The sequence below is a fragment of the Bacillus sp. USDA818B3_A genome (genome assembly GCF_009928415.1).
Lineage (GTDB): Bacteria > Bacillota > Bacilli > Bacillales > Cytobacillaceae > Neobacillus.
In genome coordinates this window covers 584,618-610,356 of the sequence record NZ_JAABNN010000001.1, presented here as the reverse complement: position 1 = coordinate 610,356, position 25,739 = coordinate 584,618, and the positions used below count along the sequence as shown (strand labels likewise).

At 39.6% G+C, this 25,739-nt stretch carries 19 protein-coding genes; 16 read left to right on the top strand and 3 right to left on the bottom strand.

The features are described from left to right. Positions 1-59: 59 nt before the first annotated feature. The 4 genes from GXK58_RS02775 (at position 60) to GXK58_RS02760 (ending at position 5,188) form a co-directional block, all read left to right on the top strand. Complete coding sequence (locus GXK58_RS02775; RefSeq protein ID WP_160719592.1) at positions 60-953, top strand: ABC transporter permease; 894 nt, start codon at positions 60-62, stop codon at positions 951-953. Between the two features lie 28 nt (positions 954-981). Beyond that, positions 982-1,881, top strand: a complete 900-nt coding sequence (locus GXK58_RS02770; RefSeq protein ID WP_202171272.1) for a carbohydrate ABC transporter permease — start codon at positions 982-984, stop codon at positions 1,879-1,881. A 27-nt stretch (positions 1,882-1,908) separates the two neighbouring features. Next, entirely contained in the window at positions 1,909-3,546 is a 1,638-nt protein-coding gene (locus tag GXK58_RS02765) for an extracellular solute-binding protein (RefSeq protein ID WP_160719590.1), read from the top strand. A 172-nt stretch (positions 3,547-3,718) separates the two neighbouring features. Continuing rightward, positions 3,719-5,188, top strand: coding sequence for an alpha-L-fucosidase (locus GXK58_RS02760; RefSeq protein WP_160719588.1), 1,470 nt, complete (start codon positions 3,719-3,721; stop codon positions 5,186-5,188). A 308-nt stretch (positions 5,189-5,496) separates the two neighbouring features. Here GXK58_RS02760 and GXK58_RS02755 read toward each other — a convergent pair whose 3' ends face one another. Further along, positions 5,497-6,537: a LacI family DNA-binding transcriptional regulator gene (locus GXK58_RS02755; protein ID WP_160719586.1), complete on the bottom strand. Its 1,041-nt coding sequence runs from the start codon at positions 6,535-6,537 to the stop codon at positions 5,497-5,499. 367 nt (positions 6,538-6,904) lie between these two features. Here GXK58_RS02755 and GXK58_RS02750 point away from each other — a divergent pair, with 367 nt between their 5' ends. The 10 genes from GXK58_RS02750 (at position 6,905) to GXK58_RS02705 (ending at position 18,601) form a co-directional block, all read left to right on the top strand. Continuing rightward, a complete protein-coding gene (locus tag GXK58_RS02750) occupies positions 6,905-8,080 on the top strand; it encodes a serine hydrolase domain-containing protein (RefSeq protein ID WP_160719585.1) in 1,176 nt (391 codons plus the stop codon). Positions 8,081-8,167: 87 nt separating this feature from the next. Next, complete coding sequence (locus GXK58_RS02745) at positions 8,168-10,519, top strand: glycoside hydrolase family 95 protein (protein ID WP_442862451.1); 2,352 nt, start codon at positions 8,168-8,170, stop codon at positions 10,517-10,519. 5 nt (positions 10,520-10,524) lie between these two features. Continuing rightward, positions 10,525-10,953, top strand: a complete 429-nt coding sequence (gene fucU, locus GXK58_RS02740) for an L-fucose mutarotase (RefSeq protein ID WP_160719582.1) — start codon at positions 10,525-10,527, stop codon at positions 10,951-10,953. 100 nt (positions 10,954-11,053) lie between these two features. After that, the gene (locus GXK58_RS02735; protein ID WP_160719791.1) at positions 11,054-13,426 is read left to right on the top strand and encodes a glycoside hydrolase family 95 protein; all 2,373 of its coding nucleotides are present in this window, start codon (positions 11,054-11,056) and stop codon (positions 13,424-13,426) included. 74 nt (positions 13,427-13,500) lie between these two features. Further along, positions 13,501-13,842 carry a UxaA family hydrolase gene (locus tag GXK58_RS02730; RefSeq protein WP_202171271.1) on the top strand — a complete coding sequence of 114 codons (342 nt, stop codon included), beginning with the start codon at positions 13,501-13,503 and terminating at the stop codon, positions 13,840-13,842. After that, a complete protein-coding gene (locus GXK58_RS02725) occupies positions 13,829-14,992 on the top strand; it encodes a UxaA family hydrolase (RefSeq protein ID WP_160719581.1) in 1,164 nt (387 codons plus the stop codon). The genes GXK58_RS02730 and GXK58_RS02725 overlap by 14 nt, the downstream gene beginning before the upstream one ends. A 17-nt stretch (positions 14,993-15,009) precedes the next feature. After that, positions 15,010-15,804 carry an SDR family NAD(P)-dependent oxidoreductase gene (locus GXK58_RS02720; RefSeq protein WP_160719579.1) on the top strand — a complete coding sequence of 265 codons (795 nt, stop codon included), beginning with the start codon at positions 15,010-15,012 and terminating at the stop codon, positions 15,802-15,804. Between the two features lie 37 nt (positions 15,805-15,841). Beyond that, the gene (locus GXK58_RS02715) at positions 15,842-16,612 is read left to right on the top strand and encodes an SDR family NAD(P)-dependent oxidoreductase (RefSeq protein WP_160719578.1); all 771 of its coding nucleotides are present in this window, start codon (positions 15,842-15,844) and stop codon (positions 16,610-16,612) included. A gap of 59 nt (positions 16,613-16,671) precedes the next feature. Then, complete coding sequence (locus tag GXK58_RS02710; RefSeq protein WP_160719576.1) at positions 16,672-17,607, top strand: fumarylacetoacetate hydrolase family protein; 936 nt, start codon at positions 16,672-16,674, stop codon at positions 17,605-17,607. A gap of 163 nt (positions 17,608-17,770) precedes the next feature. Then, complete coding sequence (locus GXK58_RS02705; protein ID WP_160719575.1) at positions 17,771-18,601, top strand: helix-turn-helix domain-containing protein; 831 nt, start codon at positions 17,771-17,773, stop codon at positions 18,599-18,601. 29 nt (positions 18,602-18,630) lie between these two features. On the opposite strand, the gene GXK58_RS02700 is transcribed toward GXK58_RS02705, so the two are convergent. Both GXK58_RS02700 and GXK58_RS02695 read right to left on the bottom strand, forming a co-directional pair. Next, entirely contained in the window at positions 18,631-20,046 is a 1,416-nt protein-coding gene (locus GXK58_RS02700) for a HEAT repeat domain-containing protein (protein ID WP_160719573.1), read from the bottom strand. Between the two features lie 394 nt (positions 20,047-20,440). Further along, complete coding sequence (locus GXK58_RS02695; RefSeq protein ID WP_160719572.1) at positions 20,441-21,604, bottom strand: serine hydrolase domain-containing protein; 1,164 nt, start codon at positions 21,602-21,604, stop codon at positions 20,441-20,443. A gap of 345 nt (positions 21,605-21,949) precedes the next feature. Here GXK58_RS02695 and GXK58_RS02690 point away from each other — a divergent pair, with 345 nt between their 5' ends. Together GXK58_RS02690 and GXK58_RS02685 are read left to right on the top strand one after the other, a co-directional pair. Next, the gene (locus GXK58_RS02690) at positions 21,950-22,870 is read left to right on the top strand and encodes an aldo/keto reductase (RefSeq protein WP_160719788.1); all 921 of its coding nucleotides are present in this window, start codon (positions 21,950-21,952) and stop codon (positions 22,868-22,870) included. 362 nt (positions 22,871-23,232) lie between these two features. Beyond that, a complete protein-coding gene (locus GXK58_RS02685; protein WP_202171270.1) occupies positions 23,233-25,038 on the top strand; it encodes a tannase/feruloyl esterase family alpha/beta hydrolase in 1,806 nt (601 codons plus the stop codon). Positions 25,039-25,739: the final 701 nt, after the last annotated feature.

The following is a 25,739-nucleotide window of genomic DNA, read 5'->3' as shown; positions in this document are numbered from 1 at the left end:
CAGTAAATCAACAATCACTTTCGGTATCCAAAAAAAGAAAAGTCGGCAGTGGCAAGGCGATGAAAAGCCTGCGAAAACATTGGCAGTTTTATTTACTGATTATTCCTTCCGTCCTCTATTTTATTATATTTAAGTACATTCCCATGCTTGGAACTATTATTGCGTTTAAGGATTACAGTGTGGTTCAAGGAATCATGGGAAGCCCGTGGGTGGGACTTAAGTACTTTAAACTATTTTTTGACAATCCGGCGGCTTGGGATCTGATTAAGAATACATTGTTTATAAGTTTGTATAATATTGCAGCTTGCTTCCCGCTGCCAATCATTTTAGCGTTAGCCCTTAATGAAATCCGCCAAGGCCGTTTCAAAAAATTTGTACAGATTGTAACTTATGCTCCATATTTCATCTCTACTGTTGTATTAGTTTCTATGATTATAGTATTGACATCACCAAGGCTAGGAATTTTTAATCAACTCTTAGAAGCGATTGGGTTAAATTCCATCAATTTCATGGGGGATCCTGGAATATTTCGTTCCATTTATGTTTGGTCAGACGTTTGGCAATTTACGGGTTATTCAGCCGTTATTTATCTAGCCGCTCTTGCAGGAATTGATACTTCTTTATATGAAGCAGCAAAAATAGATGGAGCATCGAGACTGCAAAAAATTATTCATGTAGATCTGCCAGGGATAATGCCGGCTATTACGATTGTATTAATTTTAACAGTTGGAAACGTTATGGGAGTTGGGTTTGAAAAAATATTTTTAATGCAAAACCCGCTTAATTTGGATACTTCAGAGGTGCTGTCAACCTATGTCTACAAAATGGGTCTTCTCAATGCAAACTACAGCTTTGCTGGAGCGATAGGGTTATTTAACTCTGTTGTAAACTTGATACTTCTTATCCTGGCAAATGTATTAGCTAAAAGAATCTCTGGAAACAGTCTGTGGTAATTAGTTTAAAAGAATAGGAGGGTGGGTTTTGGTAGGTAAAACAAATTCAATTAAAGATTCTTTCGGTGACAAAGTGTTCCTTGGGATTGTTTATACATTTTTATTTCTAGTGGTATTAATCATTCTGTATCCATTGATTTATATTGTCAGTTCATCACTGAGCAGTCCGCTGGCTGTATCGTCAGGAAAAGTTTGGCTATGGCCGGTTGATTTTTCATTAGCAGGATATAAGGCTATTTTTAACAATTCACAGGTCATCGTAGGTTATGCTAACTCCTTATTCTATACCTTTTTCGGCACAATAATTAGTGTCACACTGACGGTGCTGTTAGCTTATCCACTTTCTCGTAAATCGTTCTATGGCCGTAATGTCTTGATGATTTTTATCATGTTTACGATGTTATTTTCAGGCGGATTAATTCCAGAATATCTGGTGGTTAAAAATCTACATATGCTAGATACTCGATGGGCTTTAATCATTCCAAAGGCGATTGCTGTTTGGCAGGTCATTATTGCCGTAACTTTTTTTAGGACAAGTATTCCTGAAGAAATAGTAGAAGCAAGTGAGATGGATGGTTGTAGTGACTTAAGGTTTTTATGGTCAGTAGTTCTGCCGTTATCAAAACCAATTATTGCCGTTTTAGTCCTCATGTATGCAATTTTCCAATGGAATTCTTATTTTGATGCCATGCTTTATTTGAAATCTGAAGGTTTATTCCCGCTTCAAGTGGTTTTACGTAATATTCTAATTTTAAATACCAATACATCTGCCACTATTGATGCACAAAAATTAATGGATATGAAACAGCTCGCTGATCTGATGAAATATTCATTAATTGTGGTTGCTAGTCTTCCAGTTCTTATTATTTACCCATTTGTACAGCGTCACTTTATGAAGGGTGTCTTAATTGGCTCAGTAAAGGGCTAAATTTTTAAACATAGGGGAGAGGAAGTAATGAAAAAAGCGGGAATTTTGGCAGTGCTTCTATTAGTTGTACTTGCCACATTATTATCAGGATGCTCAGACAAAACAGAATCAACCACTTCAGGCAATACCAAAGATGGTGCAAATGTTTTGACTATCTTTGGTCCTCAATCGACGGACACTAAGTTGGCTACAAATGTTTTCACTAAGGAAGTAGAGGAAAAATTCAACACAAAGATTGAATGGCAGACAACAACCTATGATGCTGCATCAGCTAGTCAAAAACGCCAAATATCGTTAGCCAGCGGTGATTATCCTGACGCTTACATGCTAGTTCCGTGGTTAGATCAATTCACTACTAATGATCTATTAAAATACGGAAAACAGGGAGTTATTATCCCATTAAATGACCTGATTAAAAAATATGCTCCAAATATTCAAAAAACACTTGATACCAATAAAACATTTAAGGCAATGACGGTTTCCCCTGATGGAAATATCTATGGCATTCCACAGCTGAATGAGTGCTACCATTGTACATGGCCACAGAAGATGTGGATTAATAATGATTGGTTGAAAAAATTGAATTTGCCAATGCCAAAAACTACAGAAGATTTTAAAAATGTTTTAGAAGCTTTTAAAAACCAGGATCCGAACGGCAACGGCAAAAAGGATGAAGTCCCGCTTAGTGGGGCAGTAGGAATTGCAGATCAAAATGTTATTCCATTTCTAATGAACGGATTCATTTATGATGATGGCAAAAAAAGGTTATTATTGAATAATGGGAAGGTTGACTTTGCCGCTGACAGGCCGGAATGGAAGCAGGGATTAGAATACATGCATTCTTTATATAAAGATGGATTAATTGATCCAGGTGCATTCACCCAGAATAGTGATGCCTACCAAAAACTAGGAGATAATGCTGGAGCAGAAATTTTGGGTGCTGGTACAGCCACACATCCTGGTGAGTTTGTTTCAGATCCAAAACGTTTGTTTTCAGATAATTATGCAGCACTCGCGCCACTACAGGGTCCAAATGCTGCTTATGCCTCTTATATTTACCCTGTTGCTCCTGGAGCCGACTTTGTACTTACAAACAAAGCGACGAAGGAAGATCAAATCGCAGCGATTAAGCTAATTGACTACTTGTTTACGGTGGATGGACAATTAAAGGGGCAATATGGTAAAGAAGGTCTTGACTGGAGAAAACCTAAAGCAGGTGATATCGCGATTGAAAAAAGCGCGGAGCCAATTTTCGCTACAATTCCAGCAAAAGACGGTGATAAGCCTCACAATACCGCCTGGGGTCCAATGGCACAATACGGATCGCCAATTTCATTTAGAAATGGATGGATTCAGTCAACTGAAGTTAATACATCTGAAGGATATGAACGACGACTTCAGGATGCAACCCATATGTATGATGGTAAACAGCCAGATGACGTATACCCAACATGGTCAATCTGGATGGACCCATCTGATGCAGATGAAGCAGCCATGTTAGAAACAAATATTCAAAATTATGTTAGTCAGAGCCTTCTGAAATTTGTGACAGGGGAAAAGAATTTAGATAAAGACTGGGATGCTTATGTCAAAGGGTTCAATAAATTAAACCTTAAGCGGTATTTGGAGATTATGCAAAAAGCGTATGATAAATCATCAAAGTAGAACACGATGAATGAATAGGGATAATGAACGCCATCTTTCCGAGGCTATTAAGAAAGGTGGCGTTTTTCCTTAATTGATGTACATATCAATATATGAAATGAGGAATAAGAATTTTATTTATTCATGTTATGGATGTTAAAAAAATGAGGCACTTTATGAAGGGGAATTAAGCATGGATAAAAAACAATATTTAGAAGAGATTGATAGAGTAATAAAAGAAGGAAAATTCAAAGATGACTGGGATTCACTTTCACAATTTAAGATACCTGATTGGTACAGAAATGCAAAATTTGGTATCTTTATTCATTGGGGAGTATATTCAGTTCCGGCTTTTGGAAGTGAATGGTATTCTAGAAATATGTACATACAGGAATCAAAGGAATATAAACATCATTTTCAAACGTACGGAAATCATAAAGAATTTGGTTACAAAGATTTTATTCCTATGTTCAAGGCGGAGAAATTTAATGCGGATGAGTGGGCTCAACTCTTTGAGGCTGCAGGAGCAAAATATGTAATGCCAGTCGCGGAACATCATGATGGTTTTCAAATGTATAGAAGTGAGCTTTCTAAATTCAATGCATATGAAATGGGTCCAAAACGTGATGTTTTAGGTGAATTGGGAGATGCTTTTAAAAAACGCGGGCTTGAGCTTTGTGCGTCTTCCCATCGTGTAGAACATTGGTTCTTTATGGGTCATGGGAAGGAATTTGAAAGTGATGTTAAAGAACCGCTAGTTTGTGGAGATTTCTACTGGCCAGCTATGGCCGAACCAGATCATCAAGATTTATTTAGCCAAGATCCATCACAAGAGTTTTTAGAGGATTGGCTGTTGCGGACTTGTGAAATTGTCGATCGTTACCGCCCGAAAGTAGTTTATTTTGACTGGTGGATCCATCATAGTGCAGTCAAGCCTTATTTGAAAAAGTTTGCAGCATATTATTATAATCGTGCTGAGGAATTGGGCATAGACGTAGCCATCAACTATAAACATGATGCGTTTATGTTTGGTACTGCCGTGGTTGATATCGAACGGGGCCAGTTTGCAGATCAAAAGCCATACTTTTGGCAGACAGATACTGCTGTTGCGAAAAATTCTTGGTGTTATACAGAAAATAACAATTATAAAACCGCAAAGGAAATTATTTGTGATCTTGTTGATATCGTTAGTAAAAATGGTAATCTATTGTTAAATGTTGGACCGAAGTCTGATGGAACGATTCCTAAAGAGGATAAGGAAATTCTATTGGAAATCGGTAAATGGTTAAAGGTTAATGGCGAAGCTATTTATAATACTAAGGTTTGGCGAATAGCCGGAGAAGGGCCAACAACGATTGAGGAAGGTCAGTTTACTGATGGCAAAATAAAAGTATTTACTTCCAAAGATATTCGCTTTACCGTTAATGGCTCATATATATACGCCACTGTTTTAAGCTATCCGAAAAATGGACGAATAGAAATTAAATCTCTTGCGGAAAGAAATGCTTCCAAGCTCCCTCATTTTCATGGAATCATTAAAGCTGTCTCTTTATTAGGCTTTGAAGAACAGATAGCTTGGGAACGAACAGAGGAAGCCCTAATCATTAATACAAATAATGTACAAAGTGAAAAACCGGTTGTTTTTAGAATTTTAGTTGATTAGCTTATATGGAAAGAAAGCAAAGGATAAGGTAACTTAATGCTTTAAAAACATCATTTAAGAAATGTTGTAACCGCTAACCAATAGTGGTTCTTATTTAGGATTTAATGATGAAATAACCATTGAATATATTTGAGATTCAGATTCTTTAAAAATGGCATCTGAATCTTTGATATGTTCTATTTTTTTTTTACGAGCGATTATGCAGAAATATTTAAAAAGGGAAAAAAATTTATTATTTAAATATGAATTTGTTCAAGAGGAATAGCTATGAATGGAGCAGAATGGGAAATAAAAAAACTACCTTTTTTTTATTTAGGTAGTTTAGATTTTTCTGCTTTCCCACGCTGATGAAGAGAAGAAGTTCGCAAATGTATCTCAGAGGGCAGGACAATTTTTCTTGCTTTTTCAGGTGCTGCTCCTTCAATTCTTTCGATTAATAACTGTATGCCAATATACCCGAAATTGTATGCTTGTTGTTCTGCAACGGTTAATATTGATTCATTTTCCGTATAATTTGGTACATCATAGGACACGACGGCCATTTCTTCTGGGACTTTAATATTGTGTTTGTAAAGGATTTTCATCGTATTCATTCCAATAAAGTTATTGGTTGCAAAAATAGCTGTTGGGCGTTCTTGCTCTGGTAAATTTAGAAGCTCTTGAATGGAATTTGTTACATCACTGTCCCGGAATTGGCTTTCCTTAATTAAATGGTTGTTAACTGATATACCATGTATCTTTAACGTATCAATATAGGATTGTTGTCTTTCACGGGCAGTCGATACAACTAAAGGACCATTTATAATAGCAATTTTTTGATGCCCTTGTTTAATTAAATGCTCAATTAACCTGCGGGTAGTTGCTTCATTGTCGCTAAGAACTTGATCGCAGTCAATATCTGGAATATTTCGATCGATTAATACAAAAGGTATATCATGTTTGGTTAGTTTCTTCATATTTTTTTTAGAGTTATCATTTGCCGGAGCAATCAGTACACCATCCGACCCGGTTGAAATAAGCATATCCATATACTTGGATTCTTTTTCAAAATTCTCATCGCTATTACATAGAAGAAGCTGATAGCCCATTTGCATCGCTTTATCTTCCGCCCCGCGGGCAACACTTGTGAAAAAGGGGTTGCCGATATCGGTAATCATAAGCGATAAAATTTTTGTTTTCTTTGTTATTAGATTCCTAGCAGAATTATTGGGAATATAATTTAATTCCTTAATAACCGTTTCAACTTTTTTTCGTGTTTCTTCACTGATTTTTTCTGATTTATTAATAACTCTTGAGACAGTCATTGCTGAAACATTGGCTTTCTTTGCAATATCATAAATGGTAACCATATTTATCTCCTATCCACAAAAGAATGTTCTAACTTAAATTTTAGATGATTACAATAAATATATCAAGAAAGAAGTGTTACCGGTAACAAAGATTATAGCAGTAAGATTCCATCCGTACGTTTCGGGAAAAGTTTGATAGATTTTACCTTAAATAAATGATTAAAATCCTCGATGTAATTTTTTAAAAAGAAATTGACGTAAGAATGCCAGTGTGTTAAATTTTTGTTATCGGTATCATTTCGGAATGTTGTGACTTTTTCAACAATTAAATGCAGTATTTTAGAGAATATAAATAGTTACTAGTTGAAAAAACAGCGATGCTTTTCGTACTTTTTACAGAAACAACTAGATTAGGAGAATATGAAAAATGTTGGATAAAGAAGCCATGGATCAAGTAAAAAAAGTATTAAGACGTAGTATAGAAAAAAATGAAATAGCCGGTGGAAATGTAATGGTGCTAAAAGGCGGTAAGGAAATCTTTTACCATGAAGAAGGATTGGCGGATCGAGAAGCGGGGCTTCCAATTAGAAGAGATTCCATTTTCAGATTATATTCTATGAGTAAACCGGTCACTGCAGCCGCGGTAATGATTCTTCTAGAACGAGGCGAAATTGATCTATATGAACCCGTAAGTCAATATCTTGATGGCTTTAAAAATCAGATGGTATGTGAAGGGGACAGGGTGGTTCCAACAGAACGTGAAGTCATACTGAAAGATTTACTGTCCATGACTTCAGGTTTAGTATATGGAGGAGAGGACACAGCCGGTCGGGAGACAGAGGCTTTGTTTCAAGAAATTGATAACCGGTTATTCAGTGATTCCCCAATGGATACGGTCGAAGTGATGAATAAACTTGGAAAAGGTGCACTTGCCTTTCAGCCGGGAACCCATTGGCAGTATGGGACCTCTGCTGATGTACTTGGAGCGGTGGTAGAAGTGGTCAGCGGCAAACGGTTCGGAGAATTTTTACAAAAAGAGATATTTGAACCACTTGACATGCAAGATACTGGATTTTGGATACCAGAAGAAAAAGGATCCCGTCTTGTTAACGCCTATGCAGATAATGGGAAGGGTGAATTATTGCTCTATACCGGTAACCATCTCGGCATTATTAATAAGATGGATAGAGAACCAGCATTTGAATCTGGGGGAGCAGGATTGGTTTCTACTATTGAAGATTATGCTAGATTCGCTAGTATGCTGTTGAATGAGGGAAGTTTGAATGGGGTTCAGATTCTAAGGCCAAAAACCGTTAAATACTTAACGTCTAATACTTTGAATGCTGTACAGCAGAAAGGCGTTGACAATTGGCTTACACTAAGTGGGCACAGCTATGGAAACTTGATGCGTGTAATGACCGATTGCAGTAAAGCTGGGGGTTTTGGCAGCCTTGGTGAATATGGCTGGGATGGCTGGATGGGTGCCTATTTTTGTAATTGTCCCATGGACGATGTTACCTTCTTATTCATGATGCAGAAAACGGACTCGGGAACAACGGCCCTCACCAGAAAGCTTCGTAATATTTTACTAGGTTCATGCTAAAAATGAAAACGTTGTCTTTCTTTGATAAGTGATTGTGTTGTGAACCTAATGAAAAGGAAATGAAAAATGACCAAAGGAGGATTTATGATGTCCGATAGAATGATATGGTTCGATAAAGCGGCGAAAGATTGGAATGAGGCGTTACCCGTCGGTAACGGTCGTCTTGGTGCAATGATATATGGAAAAACAGCAATTGAACAAATCCAATTGAATGAAGAATCAGTTTGGTATGGCGGTCCAAGGGATAGGAACAACCCGAATGCACTGGAAAATATAGATAAGATAAGGGAATTGCTGCAAAACGGAAGACCAGCCGAAGCAGAGAAATTGTCAAGTATGGCACTTTCGGGTATTCCCGAGACTCAAAGGCACTACATGGGGTTAGGTGATCTTTTTTTAGACTTTGGTCACCATAAGGCAACTGATTACAGACGTAAACTTGACTTAGAAAAGGGAATCGTTTCAGTTGAATACAACTGCCAAGGAGTAACATTTCATAGAGAGATTTTTTCAAGCTATCCATCTGACCTCATTGTCATTCGATTGACAGCCAGTCATTCAACATCCATCTCTTTTTCAGCCAGACTAACGAGGGATGAAAGCCGGCTTATGGAAGAGGTCAGGGCAATAAGAGGCAATTGTCTTGTTATGAGAGGCAACTGCGGCGGTAAAGATGGATCCGATTTTCGAGCTGTTCTTTCTGTGAACGCCAAGGGTGGAAGTGTAAATACTATTGGTGAACATTTACTGGTCAATGATGCTGATGAAGTCACATTATTTTTGGCTGCTGATACGAGTTTTCATCACACTGATCCGGAAATTGCCTGTTTGAATACCATCGATGAAGTAGTACATACAGATTACGAGCTTTTAAAAAGTATTCATATAAAGGACTTTATGGAACTTTATAGCAGAGTAAGTTTAGATCTATTTGATACATCCAGTAGTCAAAATCATCGGCTGCCAACTGATCAAAGATTAGAACGGCTCAAAGAAGGATATGAGGATAATGACCTTCTGGCCATCTATTTTCAATTTGGCAGGTATTTGCTTATTTCAAGCAGCAGGCCCGGATCTTTACCAGCCAATTTGCAAGGGATATGGAATAATAGTATGCGGCCTCCTTGGGACAGTAAATTTACAATAAATATTAATACACAGATGAATTATTGGCCAGCAGAGACTTGTAATTTGTCTGAATGCCATGAGCCATTATTCGATTTGATTGAAAGAATGAGAGAGCCTGGGCGCCAGACAGCAAAAATCATGTACGGATGCAGGGGCTTTGTTGCACACCACAACACGGATATCTGGGCAGATACAGCTCCACAGGATATCTATCCACCGGCCACTTATTGGCCTATGGGGGCAGCTTGGCTTTGCCTGCATTTATGGGAACACTATCAATTTACTGGGGATGAAGTTTTCTTAAAGAAGAGCTATAAAACGATTAAGGAATCGGTTCAATTTTTCCTGGACTTTTTAATAGAAACAAAAGAAGGGTACCTTATCACAAGTCCTTCTTCTTCTCCGGAAAATACTTATATTTTACCGAATGGCGAATCAGGGACATTGTGCATGGGGCCTTCAATGGACAATCAGATTTTGGATGCACTCTTTAATTGTTGTATGAAAGCGAGTGAGATTCTTTCGATAGACGAGGAATTTAGGGGGCAATTATTTGAAGTATTGCAGCGCATCCCTCAACCAAAGATCGGAAAATATGGACAAATACAAGAGTGGCTGGAAGACTACGAGGAGAAGGAGCCTGGGCATCGGCATATCTCCCATCTATTTGCATTACATCCAGGAAACCAAATCACCGTTCGCAGGACGCCGGAACTGGCCTCTGCAGCAAGACGAACTATTGAAAGGCGCTTGGAACATGGGGGAGGTCACACAGGCTGGAGCCGTGCCTGGTTAATCAATTTATGGGCTAGATTAGAGGATGGAGAACAGGCCTATTCAAATCTATTAGCTTTACTTAGACATTCGACACTGCCCAATTTATTCGATGATCACCCTCCCTTTCAAATAGATGGTAATTTTGGCGGTACGGCTGCGATTGCAGAAATGCTAGTACAAAGTCATGATGATGCCATTCATTTGCTCCCGGCGTTGCCTAAAGCATGGAAGGATGGGCATGTTCGCGGATTACGGGCTAGAGACGGATTCGAGGTAGAGATGGAGTGGAAGGATTGTCACATTGTAAAAGTAACAATCAAATCCTTGAATGGAAAACCTTGTCAGTTAATGTTAAATCCGCGTCTTACACTTACAGGCGCAGCAAATGGCCTTAACCAATATTCAACTTCAAAAGAAGGAATCATTCGGTTTGAAACAGCAAAAGACGGAGTGTATACATTCATTGGCCAACCTATTTTGAACGGTGAAGAAGTAATTCAAAACAATGACAATAGAAAAAAGAATCGAGTGTGATTACAATGCTAAAAGGAATCCCATCAATTATTTCTCCTGATTTAATGAAGGCATTAATGGAAATGGGCCATGGAGATGAGATTGTTTTAGCTGATGGCCATTTCCCTGCTGCCAGCCATGCCACACAGCTTATTCGCTGTGATGGCCATGGCATACCAGAGCTTTTGGATGCAATCCTAAGGTTTTTTCCGCTAGATACGTATACTGACCATCCGATTGCGTTAATGGCTGTTGTACCTGGCGATCCGGTTCATCCTGTCATTTGGGAGGAGTACAAAGGAATCGCAGAAAATCATTGGGAAAAGCCGATCTATTTTGAATATATGGAGCGGTTTGCGTTTTATGAACGAACCAAAAAGTCATTTGCCGTGGTGGCCACAAGTGAAAAAGCCCAGTATGCGAATATTATTTTAAAAAAAGGAATTACTTTATAGATTTATAGTCTGAAGTTCAGGTACATCATTGTTTTTTAAAAGTTTTTTCTCTTCATAAAAGCATTTTCATTAAATGAATAATAAATAGGGGTAATGAATGATGAAGCTACGATATGATCGGCCGGCTAAAACTTGGAACGAAGCACTTCCAATTGGGAATGGACGTCTCGGTGCCATGATTTTTGGCGGAATAGAAAAAGAGCAATTGCAATTAAATGAGGATACCCTATGGTCAGGTGCTCCAAAAGCGTTTAATAATCCAAAGGCAAAGGAACTGCTTCCCGAGGTCCGCAGACTGATTTTTGATGGGAAGTATATCGAAGCAGATCAAATATGCAGGGAGATGATGGGTCCTTACACTCAGTCCTATATGCCGCTCGGAGATTTTTACCTGCAATTTCATCATGGCGAAACAGTTCATTCATATGAGCGGAGTCTCAATCTAAAAACAGGTACCGGCCATGTAGAATATAAGATTGGTGATGTGCACTATACACGGGAAATGTTCGCCTCTTTTCCGGATCAAATTATCGCCATTCGGCTTAAGGCAAGTAAACCGGGCTTCTTGAATTTTTCAGTGAGTCTTGGGAGTTCATTGAAATTTTCGGCTGATCCCGATCAAGATCAGTTTGTCCTAAGCGGCATCTGTCCGGAACATGTCGATCCTTCTTATTATAATACGGATAATCCTATCGTATATGGAGACCAGGAGACAGATGCTATGAGATTTGAAGCGCGTGTAGGTGTAAGGGAGAGAGATGGTTCCGTTCATATTGATCATCATGGCCTTCACGTAACTGAAGCTACCACTGTCACACTGTATTTCAGTGCAGCTACGAGTTTTAACGGCTTTGATAAATCTCCAGGCAAGGAGGGGAAAGATCCTTCTTTAGCTGCAAAGTCATTTTTAGAGGCAGCCATGGCAAAATCCTTTGAAGAATTGCGAGAGGTTCATATTGAAGACTATAAGTCATTATTTGATCGCATTGAACTGAACTTGGGGCCTGCAGTCGCACCGGAAAACTTGCCAACCGATCAATGGATTTTAAAATATGGCGCAAATGATCCAAAGTTGGTGGAATTACTGTTTCATTATGGCCGCTATTTAATGGTTTCTAGCTCTAGGCCAGGTTCACAGCCGGCAAACCTTCAAGGGATATGGAATCGGGAGGTTCGTCCGCCTTGGAGCAGCAACTTCACGTTGAATATTAATACGGAGATGAATTATTGGCCGGCAGAAACCTGTAATCTTTCGGAATGCCACGAACCTCTTTTGAACTTTATTGAAGAATTGGCTCAAAACGGCAAGGAGACTGCTTCGGAAAATTATGGATGCAGAGGATGGACAGCCCATCATAATGCAGATTTATGGCGTCAAACCGCACCGGTTGGGGATTATGGACATGGAGATCCTGTATGGGCTTTCTGGCCTTTGGGAGGAGTATGGTTAACTCAGCATTTGTGGGAGCATTTTGCCTTTGGGAAGGATAAGTCCTATCTTCGGGAAAAAGCCTATCCAACGATGAAAGAGGCGGCCCTTTTCTGTCTGGATTGGCTGATGGAAGACGGGAATGGATATTTGGTTACAGCTCCTTCTACTTCGCCGGAACACAAATTTGTGACACCTGAAGGAAAGCTGGCAGCGGTCAGTATGGCAGCCACCATGGACATGTCTTTGATTTGGGAGTTGTTCACCAATTGTATCGAAGCCTCAGAAGTATTGGAAATGGATGAAGAGTTTCGCAATGAAATAATGGCAGCACGTGAAAAATTATCTCCGATGCAAATCGGCCGATATGGACAGCTTCAAGAATGGGCGCATGATTGGGAGGATGAAGATAAGAACCACCGTCACGTTTCGCATCTTTTTGGAATTTATCCTGGAAGACAGCTTGCCAATTCCGAAGGAGATAGATGGTTTCAGGCTGCCAGGAGATCTCTTGAAAGGAGAGGGGATGACGGGACAGGATGGAGTTTGGCATGGAAAATTTGTTTGTGGGCACGATTTAAAGATGGTGATAGAGCTTATCAGTTAATTTCCAATCTCCTTCAGCTCGTGAAAGAGGAGGGAACGAACTATCATAAGGGCGGAGTTTATGCAAATCTTTTTGATGCACATCCTCCATTCCAAATTGATGGGAATTTTGGGTATACAGCGGGACTTGCCGAAATGCTGGTACAGTCACATACGGATGGGATCTGCTTGCTGCCTGCTCTTCCTTCTGTCTGGTCAAATGGTTATGTTAAGGGGTTACGGGCCCGTGGGGGTTTTGAAATTAATCTTAACTGGGAGAAAAATGAATTGGAAAGTGCTGTTATTTACTCCCATTTAGGTGGACCTTGCCATCTAATAATTGAACCATCAATTGAAGTGACTTTAGAAGGACAAAGCATTCCCGTAAAAAGAACGGCTGCTAACAGGATTTCATTCAATACACTAGCTGGGAAGAATTATACGATAAAATGCATTTAAAATTTTATATGAAAAGATAATTGATAATTTTAGAGATTTACCGGCTAACTCAAATAACCGTTCAGGGGGTAATTATGGCAGAAAAAACTTTTGTTCCTAACATGGAAGGGATCGTCATGCATCCCAAAGATAATGTCGTTACCGTTCTTAGAGATATAAAAAATGGAGAACAGATTTGCTTCATGGTTCAGACAGAGATATACCAAATTAAGAGTTTACAAGATTTAAATTTTGGTCATAAAATGGCGTTTAAAACCATCCGGAATAGTGAAATCGTTTATAAATATGGAGAATCGATTGGAAGAGCCACTGCAGATATTTCGATTGGTGAACACGTTCATGTACATAATATTGAAGGAATTCGTGGCAGAGGCGATCAAAAAAATGATAAGGAGAATGTAAATGGTAATGATTAGGGGCTTTCGCCGTCCTAACGGTAAAGTAGGGATAAGAAATCATTTACTTTTACTACCAACAGTTATCTGTGCAAATCAAGTAGTCAACCGGATTGAACAGAAAGTTCCAGATAGTGTGGCAATACCACACCAACATGGCTGCAGCCAGGTTGGATTGGACAAAGAGCAAACACATAATGTATTAGTAGGAATGGGAAAAAACCCAAATGTCGGAGCAGTACTAATTGTGAGTTTGGGCTGTGAAGTAATGGACCCTGTTCGGATAAAAAAGGAAATAGAAGAAACGGGTAAGCTTGTTGAGTGGATCGATATCCAAGATGTGGGTGGATCGATAAAAGCCATTGAAAAGGGTACTGAAATAGCTCGAAAATTATCGATCTCTCTTCAACAAATGGAAGATGAGCCTGTTGCGTTATCCGAACTGATTATTGGGGTGAAATGTGGTGGATCGGACTCAACTTCCGGTCTCTGCAGTAATCCGGCACTTGGTAAAGGGGCCGACCAAATTATTGAACATGGCGGCACCATTGTGATGGGAGAAACAACTGAAATTATGGGCGCCGAACACCTTCTTGCAGAAAGAGCCGTCTCAAAAGAAGTTGAGAAAAAACTATATCATGTTATAGAACGCTTTGAAAAAGAAATTAACCGTATTGGTGAAGATATGAGAGGTGGAAATCCCAGCCCAGGGAATATTGCTGGAGGTCTATCAAGTATTGAGGAAAAATCACTTGGATGCATCAGCAAGGCTGGCACCTCACCGTTACTTGATGTTTTTGACTATGCCGCTCCAGTACCAGATGAAAACGGCTTTTATTTCATGGATTCTCCAGGAAATGATATTGAACTTGTTTCAGGAATGGCGGCATCCGGGGTTCAGCTTGTATGTTTTACTACCGGGCGCGGGACACCCACGGGAAACCCTATCATACCAGTAATTAAAATTTGTGGAAATGGAATGATGGCCAAAAGAATGGCGGATAACATCGACATTGATGTAAGTTCAGTGCTTGAAGGCTCTAAATCCTTAGAAGAGGCAGGAACAGATATTTTCAAGGAAATCATTGAGGTCGCCTCTGGGAAGCTAACGAAAGCTGAAATTTTAGGGCACCGTGAATTTAGTATTAACCGCATTGGTATCAGTCTTTAAGATAAAGGGGGATTCGTATGGGACGCTTAAAAGGGAGAACTGCTCTAGTAACTGGCGGGAGCAGGGGGATTGGTGCAGCTATTGTACTACGGCTTGCAGAAGAAGGCGCCGATGTGGCGATTAATTATGCATCCGAAAATTCCAAAGAAAAAGCTTTAGAAATTAAAAAACAGGTAGAGGCACTGGGCCAGCGGGCGATGGTTGTCCAAGCGGATGTCGGCCATAAGCAACAAGTAGATGAAATGATAGATTTAGTTTCAGCGGCATTAGGTGAGATTGATATTCTTGTCAATAACGCCGGTATTGCTCCATTTGAACCTTTTATGAAGTTAACAGAAGAGACTTGGGACCGAACCTATAATACAAATGTTAAATCAATATTCCTCACATCACAGAAAGTTGCTTCAAAGATGATTGAAAGAGGATATGGGAAAATCATCAATATTACTTCGACGGCGAGTCGGGTTGTCACCAGTCCAGTTATTCCGCATTATATTTCATCAAAGGCAGCAGCACACCAATTGACCAAAGCGTTAGCGATAGAATTAGGGAAATATAACATCAATGTTAACTCTGTAGGACCAAGTACTGTAGATACGGATATGTGTACGGAATACTTGGCTGATCCATCAATCTATCAAAAAGAAGTCGAAGCAAACCCGATGAAGCGTTTAGGTACTGCCAGACAAATAGGTGATGCGGTTGTTTTTTTAGCGTCAGATGAAGCCGTTCAAATCAATGGACATCTTCTAATGGTAGATGGAGGATTAACCGTGAAAGCAGCACAACCTGACGACCATATGGAGCATTAAACATTGTGCAAATCCCTTCGAATAAAGAGGTGTATAGATGAGACTAAAAAATAAAGTTTGTTTAATTACCGGCGCTGGATCTGGCATTGGAAAAGAAACCGCTCTTCTATTTGCAAAAGAAGGTGCGCATGTTGTTGTCAATGATTTCAACGAGGAATCAGGGCAAGAAACGGTTAGTCAAATTAAAGAGAATCATGGTGACGCAATATTTATCCAAGCAGATGTTACCAATCCCGAAAATGTCAAAGTAATGGTTGACAAGGTAATTGATTACTATGGGCGAATTGACGTTTTGTTCAATAATGCCGGAATTAGCGGTGTCGGTCAGCTGCATGATATTGATTTTGAAGCATGGAATAGAGTAATGAACGTAAATATTAATGGTGTTTTTTTGGTGACCAAATATGTAGTGCCGCACATGATGAAACAACAAGCCGGATCTATTATTAATATGTCTTCATGTATTGCGGAAATGGGACTTGCTAATAGGGCATCCTACGCAACCACTAAAGGGGCAATATTATCACTGACAAAATCGATCCAAGTGGATTATGCAAAATACAATATACGCGTGAACGCACTAATGCCGGGTACCATTTTTACACCATTTGTCGAAGACTATCTATCCAAAGATCCTAATCCAGAGGCAGCCATTCAATCTATAAAGCGCAGGCAACTGGGAGGAGATTTAGGGAAACCAATTGATGTCGCATTTGCAGCATTATACTTAGCTTCAGATGAGTCGAAGTTTATGATGGGCACACCATTTATGATTGATGGAGGAGTCGTTAACGGAAAGCTTGGATAATATTCTAGCAAGTTACTTTTTACAGCAGAATGAAATAATAAGTGAAAGGTTGAGAATAGATGAAACTAGTATCTTTTAAAAAAGGAACTGAATACAAATTAGGTGTAAAAATAACGGAAGGCATTATCAATATTGAAGCAGCACAAAATGCCAATCCCGATCGTTCCGTCCCAACTAGCATAATGGATGTGATTCAAGGAGGCACTGAATCTCTGAAAGCTTTACAGCATTTTATAGAAGATCTTAAAGATGCATCTGCTTATCTAGTAAATGAAAATGAGATTGCCTGGGGACCTTGTGTAACAGCGCCTAATAAAATTATCTGTGTTGGTTTAAACTACCGAAAGCATGCGGATGAAACAAACGCACCTTATCCGGAAGTTCCGATCCTATTTAACAAATTTAATAATACATTAACAGGCCATGAATGTAATATTGCCGTTCCACGGGTCACAAATAAACTAGATTACGAAGTAGAGTTGGGCGTTGTCATTGGTAAAAGGGCAAAATACATATCACAGGAGGATGCCTTAGACTACGTTTTCGGTTACTGTACAGTCAATGACTTGTCTGCTCGTGACTTGCAGATGGGTACCCCTCAATGGCTGCTTGGCAAGAGCTGTGACGACTTTAGTCCAGTAGGACCATACCTGATTTCAGCTGATGAAATAGAGGACCCGCAAAATTTAAACTTAACGACCATTGTGAATGGAGAAATCCGTCAAAACTCCAATACATCGGATATGATCTTTACTGTTGCCGAAATTATCAGCTATATTTCTCAACATATGACCCTTGAACCAGGAGATTTGATTTTAACAGGAACCCCTGAAGGTGTTGTTCTAGGATACCCAGAGGACAAACAATACTATCTGAAACCGGAGGATATTGTAACGGTTGAGATTGAGAAGTTAGGAGCACTTACGAATAGGTTTGTTGAAGAAGTGACAGCTTCAAATCAAAAGGACCTGAAGAAAGAGAGAGTAAAGGGATAATATTTTTAACGGTGTTAATAGGGTGATTAGAAATTTCTATTTAGATGAAATCTAACACACTAATAGAGGAATGGCTTTTTATAAAGATGATCTCCACTCTATTTATTGGAGATCTTCTTTTACTTGGATTTAAAATAAAATATATAAGGGAGCAATAGAACCTATGACTGCAAAAAAATGGGGGTTTTTGGGGAAAAATCTTGCCAATGTTCGGCTGGATGTTTCGGCAGCTGCTTATTCAAAGGTTCCTAAAGCATGGAATGAAGATAATTATACAACAGACTTTAATAAGTTATATTACATTATAGAAGGAGAGGGATACGTAAAAGTTAATGATGAAGTGTATTATCCTAAACCAGGTGAACTTTATTTACTTCCATCAGGATCGATTCAATCTTATGGAACCATAAGTGACAATACATTTGAGAAGTATTGGTGTCATTTCAGTGCAAAAATTGGGGATATTCATTTATTTCAACTGATGAAGGCACCGGTTTTTATACAGTTGCCTAAATCTAAAATCGAAGAAAAATTTCAGCAGCTCATATCAAACTGGCATAGTGATGAATTATCAAGTAACTTCAGAGTTCATTCTATTATACTTGAAATCATTGCGATTTTTATGGAAGAAAGTCAACATATCCAGCTGAAAATGGACAAATCCCCCACTTTTGAAAAAATGGATACCATTCTGACCTATATAGAAGATCATTTGGATGGAAATACCACAGTAGAGGACTTAGCACAAATAGCAAATTTCCATCCAAATTACTTTATTGCAGTTTTTAAAGAATTCACTGGTTATTCGCCCATCCAATATATTAATAGGAGGCGTATCGAAAAAGCGAAAGAGCTGCTGGTTATTAGTGAACATACTATTTCTACTATTTCAGATTCGTTAGGATTGGAACTTTCTTATTTTTCGCGTATGTTCAAAGACTTAACTGGATTATCTCCAACAGCTTATCGAGGTTTAGCATCTAAATTCAGTTAAAACCAATCAATATCTAAGTTGATTAAATTTTATGGATAGAATGTATTAACCGGTGTGGTGGTAGGGCACCAACGCGAGTTAAATAAGAAATTGAGTAAGGCTTTGTTTGCATTTTCTGTACCAATATACCGAAGTGCCTCAGCCGCATGCGCTCGAACGTATCTATTTTCATCTTGTAAGGCTATTTCTAAGTAAGGAACTGCAGCGTCTGCTAGAGCACCTAACCTTGTGAGGGAAAGACCAGCCATAAAGCATACTTGAGTGTCAGAATCTTGAAGACACTTAATTAATCCAGAGACGAACTCTTTATCAGGAATAATGATCATTCCGAGTGCTTCGGCAACCGACCTGCGGATAAGAGCAGAAGAATGATCTAATAATGGAATCAAAGCAGGAACTGCTTCTGCAGCCAAATGTCTATGTTCACTTAGTGCAAAAATAGCACGAATAACCGTTGAAGTACGGCTGCTGCTCAATGCAGAGATTAAACCTGGTATTGCATCTGAACCCGATATGGATAAGCCGTATGCCGCAAGTCTTGAGACATTACTATTCTCATGATGCAGTGCTGATAACAGGGCACTCACACCTTGACTTCCATATGAAGCAAGGTCATATGCAGCATTCAGGGCTGTTGGTTCATACGGATGCTCTAAATCCAATAACTTTTCTTCAAGTACATTAGAATCGAAAGCTCGTGTTTCGGAAATGCTTCCAAGTTTGCCTGATAACCAATTCCATGTTTCTTCCCACATCACATCATGCTGGGCAAGTAGTGTGTTTGTGGATTCAGGTAATTTCCATGAACTGTCTACATTGTTCCAGCTTGGTGATGTAGGAGCCACAGTACGCATAAATTCAAATTTCAACATAAAACGGGGCTTGCCAAGTCTATTAGGAGTTGATCGATGCCAAATATCATAATGAATTAATGCAAATGTTCCTGCTTGACCACTCGCTAATATCTCCTGGTCCAATTCGTCTCCTTCAAAAACTCGAGACTCATAATTTTGTGTTCCAGGTAAAATTCCTGTCGGTCCTAATTCAGCAGGTGTATCCTGAGGGAAGTACATAATCATTGCCCACCATGGATGGTGATTGCGCATCCGATTATACCCCCAGTAGCTATCTTTATGCCAATCACCTGCTGTTTCTGATGCATTGTAATGTCCATGTCTATGGGCATGCAGCATATAATCTGGTCCAAGAACGCTTGTGAGTGCTCCAGTAATGACAGGATGTTCAAATACTCTTTGCAGCTCTGTTACTCTAGGTAATATGTTGTTTCCCGGATTGCCTTCCTCATTGTAAACATTTAATAGATGATCGTTTAACTTTTGATGAAATTCCTTAGAAAAATCAGTGCTTAATAGGAGAAATCCCTCTGTAATAAACTTCCTCATCTGCTCGTCTGTTAATAAAAGTGGTTCCTTTTGTCCTGTCATTATATAGCCTCCTTTTAACATTAGAATAATCTACAAAATTATTATAAAATTAGGCTATTCGAAAAGACATAGAGAATATTCATCTGAATATAGACAATAATAAGGTTTTTATAGCACTCTATTAATTAGTTAAACCCATTTAACGGAAAATTCTATATATCTACTTATCAGGAAAGTCTTGTAGCCAAGGGGGATTCTGTTGCTTTTTACTTCAATAAGCTAATTGATACGTGGCTTCCTTATAGAGGAACTTACATAGATCAATAGAAAAAAGCAATCGTCTCAGCATTGGTCTTGAGAGATTGCTTTTCAGTAAAATAGTAATACTAAAGTTTACAAATCACATTGTATTTCCACTATTTCGTTCACTATAATCCAGTACTTTACGTCTTTTTTAAAGCGAACTATAAATAGCCGAACGAAGCCGTGGATGATGGTAAGCTTCAAAGTTAGGTAACATTTGCTGCATATATACAGCAGAAAGCTTTTCTTTTGGATCGATCATTACCCACGTGCCTGCTAAACCACACCATCCGAATTCTCCAACTGAACTGTTACTGCCACCTAAAGGCGGATCCATCATGACTCTGACACCCAATCCATAACCATACCCCTTCAGATAGTCCCAATTATAGTAAGGCAGCACCTCCGGCTGAAGATGATTGGTGGACATTAGTTCGATCGTCTTTCTTCCTAAAATTTTGACACCATTAAGCTCGCCGCCGTTTGCCAGCATTTGGGCAAAGCGACTATAGTCGCTTAACGTCGACAGCAACCCGCCGCCTCCACTTTCAAACTTAGCTTCTGGCTGATAATTCCCATCCATTAAAGAATTTTTAGTTAACTCCCCATTTTCATCACGATTGTAAAGGCTGCAAAGACGCTCTTTTTTCTCCTCGGGAATTCTAAAAAATGTATCTTTCATTTCCAAAGGATCAAAAATTTCATCTTTTAGAAATTGTCCAAAGGATTTACCTGACACGACTTCGATTAGCGCACCTAAGACATCATGACTATAGCCATATTGCCATTGTGTCCCCGGTTCAAAGGCAAGTGGAACCTTGCTGAGCATCTGGGAGAGGGTCCTGACATCTAAATTTTCGGAACCCCTGTCGTTTATAAATTGATCGAGGGCCATTTTAACCTGACGTTCCGTTTCATTTCCATCCCCTGGATAGGTTAATCCCGAGGTCATCATGAAAAGATCTTTGACCCTGATTGATTTAAAAGCAGGTGAAATCGACAAATCTCCGTTTTTATTACTATAGTAAACTTTCGGTTCTTTGAATTCCGGAAGATACTCTTCAAGAGGATCATTCAGTAAAAACAACCCCCGTTCATATAAAATAAGGGCAGCAACACACGTTACCAATTTGGTATTAGAGTATATTCTATAAATCGTATCTGGTAGTATTGGTTTTTCCGTTTCAAGGTCAGCATATCCTATGTAATCTTCAAATACTGTTTTCCCTTGGTAGGAAACGGAACAGGCACATCCAGCCGGACCTTTTTCCACAAAGCTTTTTAATAATGGATGTAGTTTTTCAAATGATTTCAAACAGCTTCCCCTCCTTATAATGCATCCGCTTACAAAAAAGTAGATGATACTTCCATTTAACCATTTATAGTAATTTGTAACAAGATTCTATTAATATATTTAGAGATTCAGAATAGGAAAGAGAAAAAATATCTAGGGGGACCTGCAATATTTATCATTAGCCGAGTGCAACCTTTACGAGTCAGCGTTAATTGGACAGAATTAGCCCTCTAAGGAATCATTTGAAAATATAATTCTAAAAAAATTTCAGTAGTCGAAATAAAAAAAGGAATCATCTGCTTTTTGTAGAAATAATTAATGAAAAGAAAATTCAGTGAATATGTCAGGGAACTAGAGGTGATTTATGTGAAGTATAGACGGTTAGGAAAGACAGATTTAAACGTTTCTGTTGTTGGAGTTGGTACTTGGCAATTTGGCGGGGATTGGGGGAGAGACTTCAATCAAAATGAGGTCGATGCCATATTATCAAGAGCAAAAGAGTTGGGAATTAATTTAATTGATACAGCTGAATGTTATGGCCCAAACCATATGTCTGAAAATTTCATAGGAGATTTTATATCTCGAGATCGCCGTGAAGATTGGGTGATTGCTTCTAAGTTCGGACATATTTGGCACGAAAAATGGGGGCATGCATGGAGTGTCGATGAAGTCCGTGTACAATTGGAAGAATCATTAAAAGCATTAAAAACGGATTATATTGATCTTTATCAATTTCATTCCGGATCCGATGAAGATTTTAATAATGATGATTTATGGACTATGCTGGATAAACAGGTACAAGCAGGTAAAATACGAAACTTAGGAATTTCAATTGGCAGCAATAATAATATTTATCAGACATCCAATGCCACCAAAGTGGGTGCAAAGGCTATTCAAGTGGTTTATAATCGAATCGACCAAATCCCTGAGGAGCAGGTATTCCCTTCTTGTATGAAACAGGATTTGGGTGTATTAGCCCGAGTTCCACTAGCTAGTGGATTCTTAAGTGGGAAATATAAACCTGGAGCAGTGTTTAAGGATAATGTGAGGAAAAGACGTGACCAAGAAGAAATAGATGAAAAGTTACGTCTAGTTGAACATATTCAGAAGAATGAAGTTCCTGAGGGAGTCAATATGGCAGAATGGGCTTTAGCCTGGTGTCTTCAACACCCTGCAGTTACATGTGTCATACCAGGATGTAAAAGTGTAGAGCAAGTTGAAGTGAATGCCAAAGCCGCCAATCTTGATTTAGTAAAAGAAGATCATCCTAGTGCGGTAATAAAATAATAAGATCTTAAATCTGAGTTAATTTTACCACCTACAATCGTAATAGAAAATTATGTGGCCAAAGGAGTAATAGTTAACTTTAGACCCGGTATGGAAAACGTTGCTATGTTTTTATTACAAAATAGATTTAAAAAAGCAAAATAAGAAAAAAAAAAGTTAACAAGGTTGGATGATTTGTCCATTTGTTAGCTTTTTTACATTCCACTTTCCACATTTTTAACGAAATTACCAACCACTTTTAGCACATCATGTACGTATTTTTTAAAATTTCCTTCACCTATAATTAACTTACACATTTCAGAGAATTTATCATCCTATGTGAACAATCTATTAATGAAATAAAAACTGAAAGGAGAATAGTTGTGAACAAGAAGAAAAGTTTTTCCATTCTATTAACGATAGTTCTAGTCATGATGTCCTTGTTTCCTTCTTTTGTTATGGCGGAAAGTGGAAGCGCTTTAAAAACAGATAAACTTACACCACAAAAAAATGCAAACGATACAAAAACAAAACGGGGATCATCTGAGCCAATTCCTCAGCTATCTCCTGCTCAGCCAGGCACATTAGAGAAGTGCGAGGCACTATTATCCTTTGACTTTAAGCGTACCACTATCACAAAGGCAGAGCTTGTTCCTGAAGGAAAGCTGTCCAATGGCGGTCAGCCGGTTGGCAAGCATTGCCTTATCCAGGGCAAAATGAATGAACGAGTAAGCCCGGTAGACGGGCAAACCTATGCCATAGGTTTTGAGATGCGTCTTCCTATTGACTGGGCAGGCCGCTTCCTCTACCAAGCAAATGGCGGATTAGACGGCACTGTTGTTTCTGCACTTGGCAGCATCACAGGTGGCCAGTTGAAGAATGGTCTTCAGATGGGATTTGCTGTTATGAGCTCAGACGCAGGCCACAATGGAAGTCAGAATCCTCTTTTCGGTCTCGATCCTCAGGCCCGTCTGGACTACGGCTATCAGGCGGTCGGAACCCTCACTCCAATGGCTAAGAGTTTGATTAAGGCTGCGTACGGACGTGTGCCCGATCGCTCCTACTTTGCCGGAGGTTCCAACGGCGGCAGGCACACCATGGTGGCTGCTGCCCGATATGCGGATCAGTACGACGGATTCCTCGCAGTTGCACCAGGATTCAACCTGCCAAAGGCAGCGGTAGCCCAACTGTGGGGAGCTCAGCAGTGGGCCAAGGTAGCCACCACCACAGATAACCTTGAGACGGCTTTGCCTCAAGCTGAGCGCCAAGTGCTTGCGCAAGCGATTCTCGACCGCTGTGATAGCCTTGACCGATTGGTTGACGGCATGGTGCAGGACAGCGAGAGATGCCAGAAAGTCTTCGATGTTGAGCGGGACGTCCCAACTTGCGACGTGGTACGTGATGGTACCTGTTTGACGGAAGAGCAGAAGCTTGTTGTGAAGGATGTATTCGCGGGAGCGAAAACAAGTTCGAGAGAAGAGCTCTACTCTTCCTTCCCATTTGATCCAGGGGTCGTACAGAGCGGCTGGGCCAGCTGGAAGTTTCAGAGCTCTGTGGGGCCGCGCGATCCCGTGGCTGTAGGCTTCATATTTTCAACGCCTCCAGCCGATCCTAGCATGCTAAAGAATACCCTTGGCTATGCTCTGAACTTTGATGTGGACACTCAGGCGGGGCTGATTTACGAGTCCAACGAGTTGTACACCGAAAGTGCCATGGAATTCATGACGCCGCCAAACCTGACTAATTTGGATACGATGCGCAATTCAGGAGCCAAAATGATTGTGGCGCACGGCGCCTCGGATGGGGTCTTCTCCCCGGATGACACGGCGCGCTGGTACGAGGATCTTGATAAGAACTACCAGAACAAAGCCGAGGAGTTCGTCCGCTACTTCGAAGTCCCTGGTATGGGGCACGTCCGTGGTGGTCCCGCCACCGATCAGTTTGACGGGCTTGGTGCGCTAATTGATTGGGTTGAAAACGGCTCTGCGCCAGACCGAATTGTCGCCACAGCACGCGGCGAGGGCAATCCGGGCGGTGTTAACCTGGATGTGCCATCCACCTGGGCACCTGACCGTTCCCGTCCTCTTTGCCCATACCCGCTTGTGGCCCGCTATACAAATGGCGACCCGGAACTGGCCTCAAGCTTCCAGTGTAAGCCAAGTTCAGGGGGTTCGGCACTTAACCAATAACCAGCCAAACAAAGAGGGGGTGCCCTATAGCAATCCGGGTATGCCCCTCTTTACTTGTGCAAGATCAGAGAAACTATCAATCTTTTGAATTAAACAAACTTAAAGGCAGCGATCCTTGAGTTATCTTTTAAGTGTCTGATCAAAATGGAGTTAAGAGTTTCCACAATTTTAATGAAAATCATCCTGTTTTTTAGTACATCGTGTACGTATTTTTTTATTTTCCCTTCACCTATAATGAAATTACAAATATTCAGAACATTCATAAATATAAGCGTGAAGCTTGCAGGCAGAAGCTATTTGCTAGATGACATTTTTGAAGGCGTATACTGTTTATTCATTCATATAAATAGTTTCGCAGCTTCTATATGTAAGCGATTGCATTATTAGAAGTTAGCTTCCCTGTTCATGTCTATTCTAGTTGAGAAAATGGAGGTGAAAGGATAAAAATAAGAATCTATCGAAAGGATGTCATTTCCTTATAAGATTTGGGTGCCTATCTTTCAATAGGAAAAGGGGATTGATAATTAAAAAGATAATTCAAAAGTTAAGCACCATGGTGATTTTATTAGATCAAAATGTCAAGCTGCACTAGAAGTTTCAAATAAAGCCTTTTGTCTTGATCAAGGTAAAATCATATTAAATGGATCCAGTGAGGAAATCAATGCTGACCGACAGGTAATGTCGACCTATTTAGGTACTAT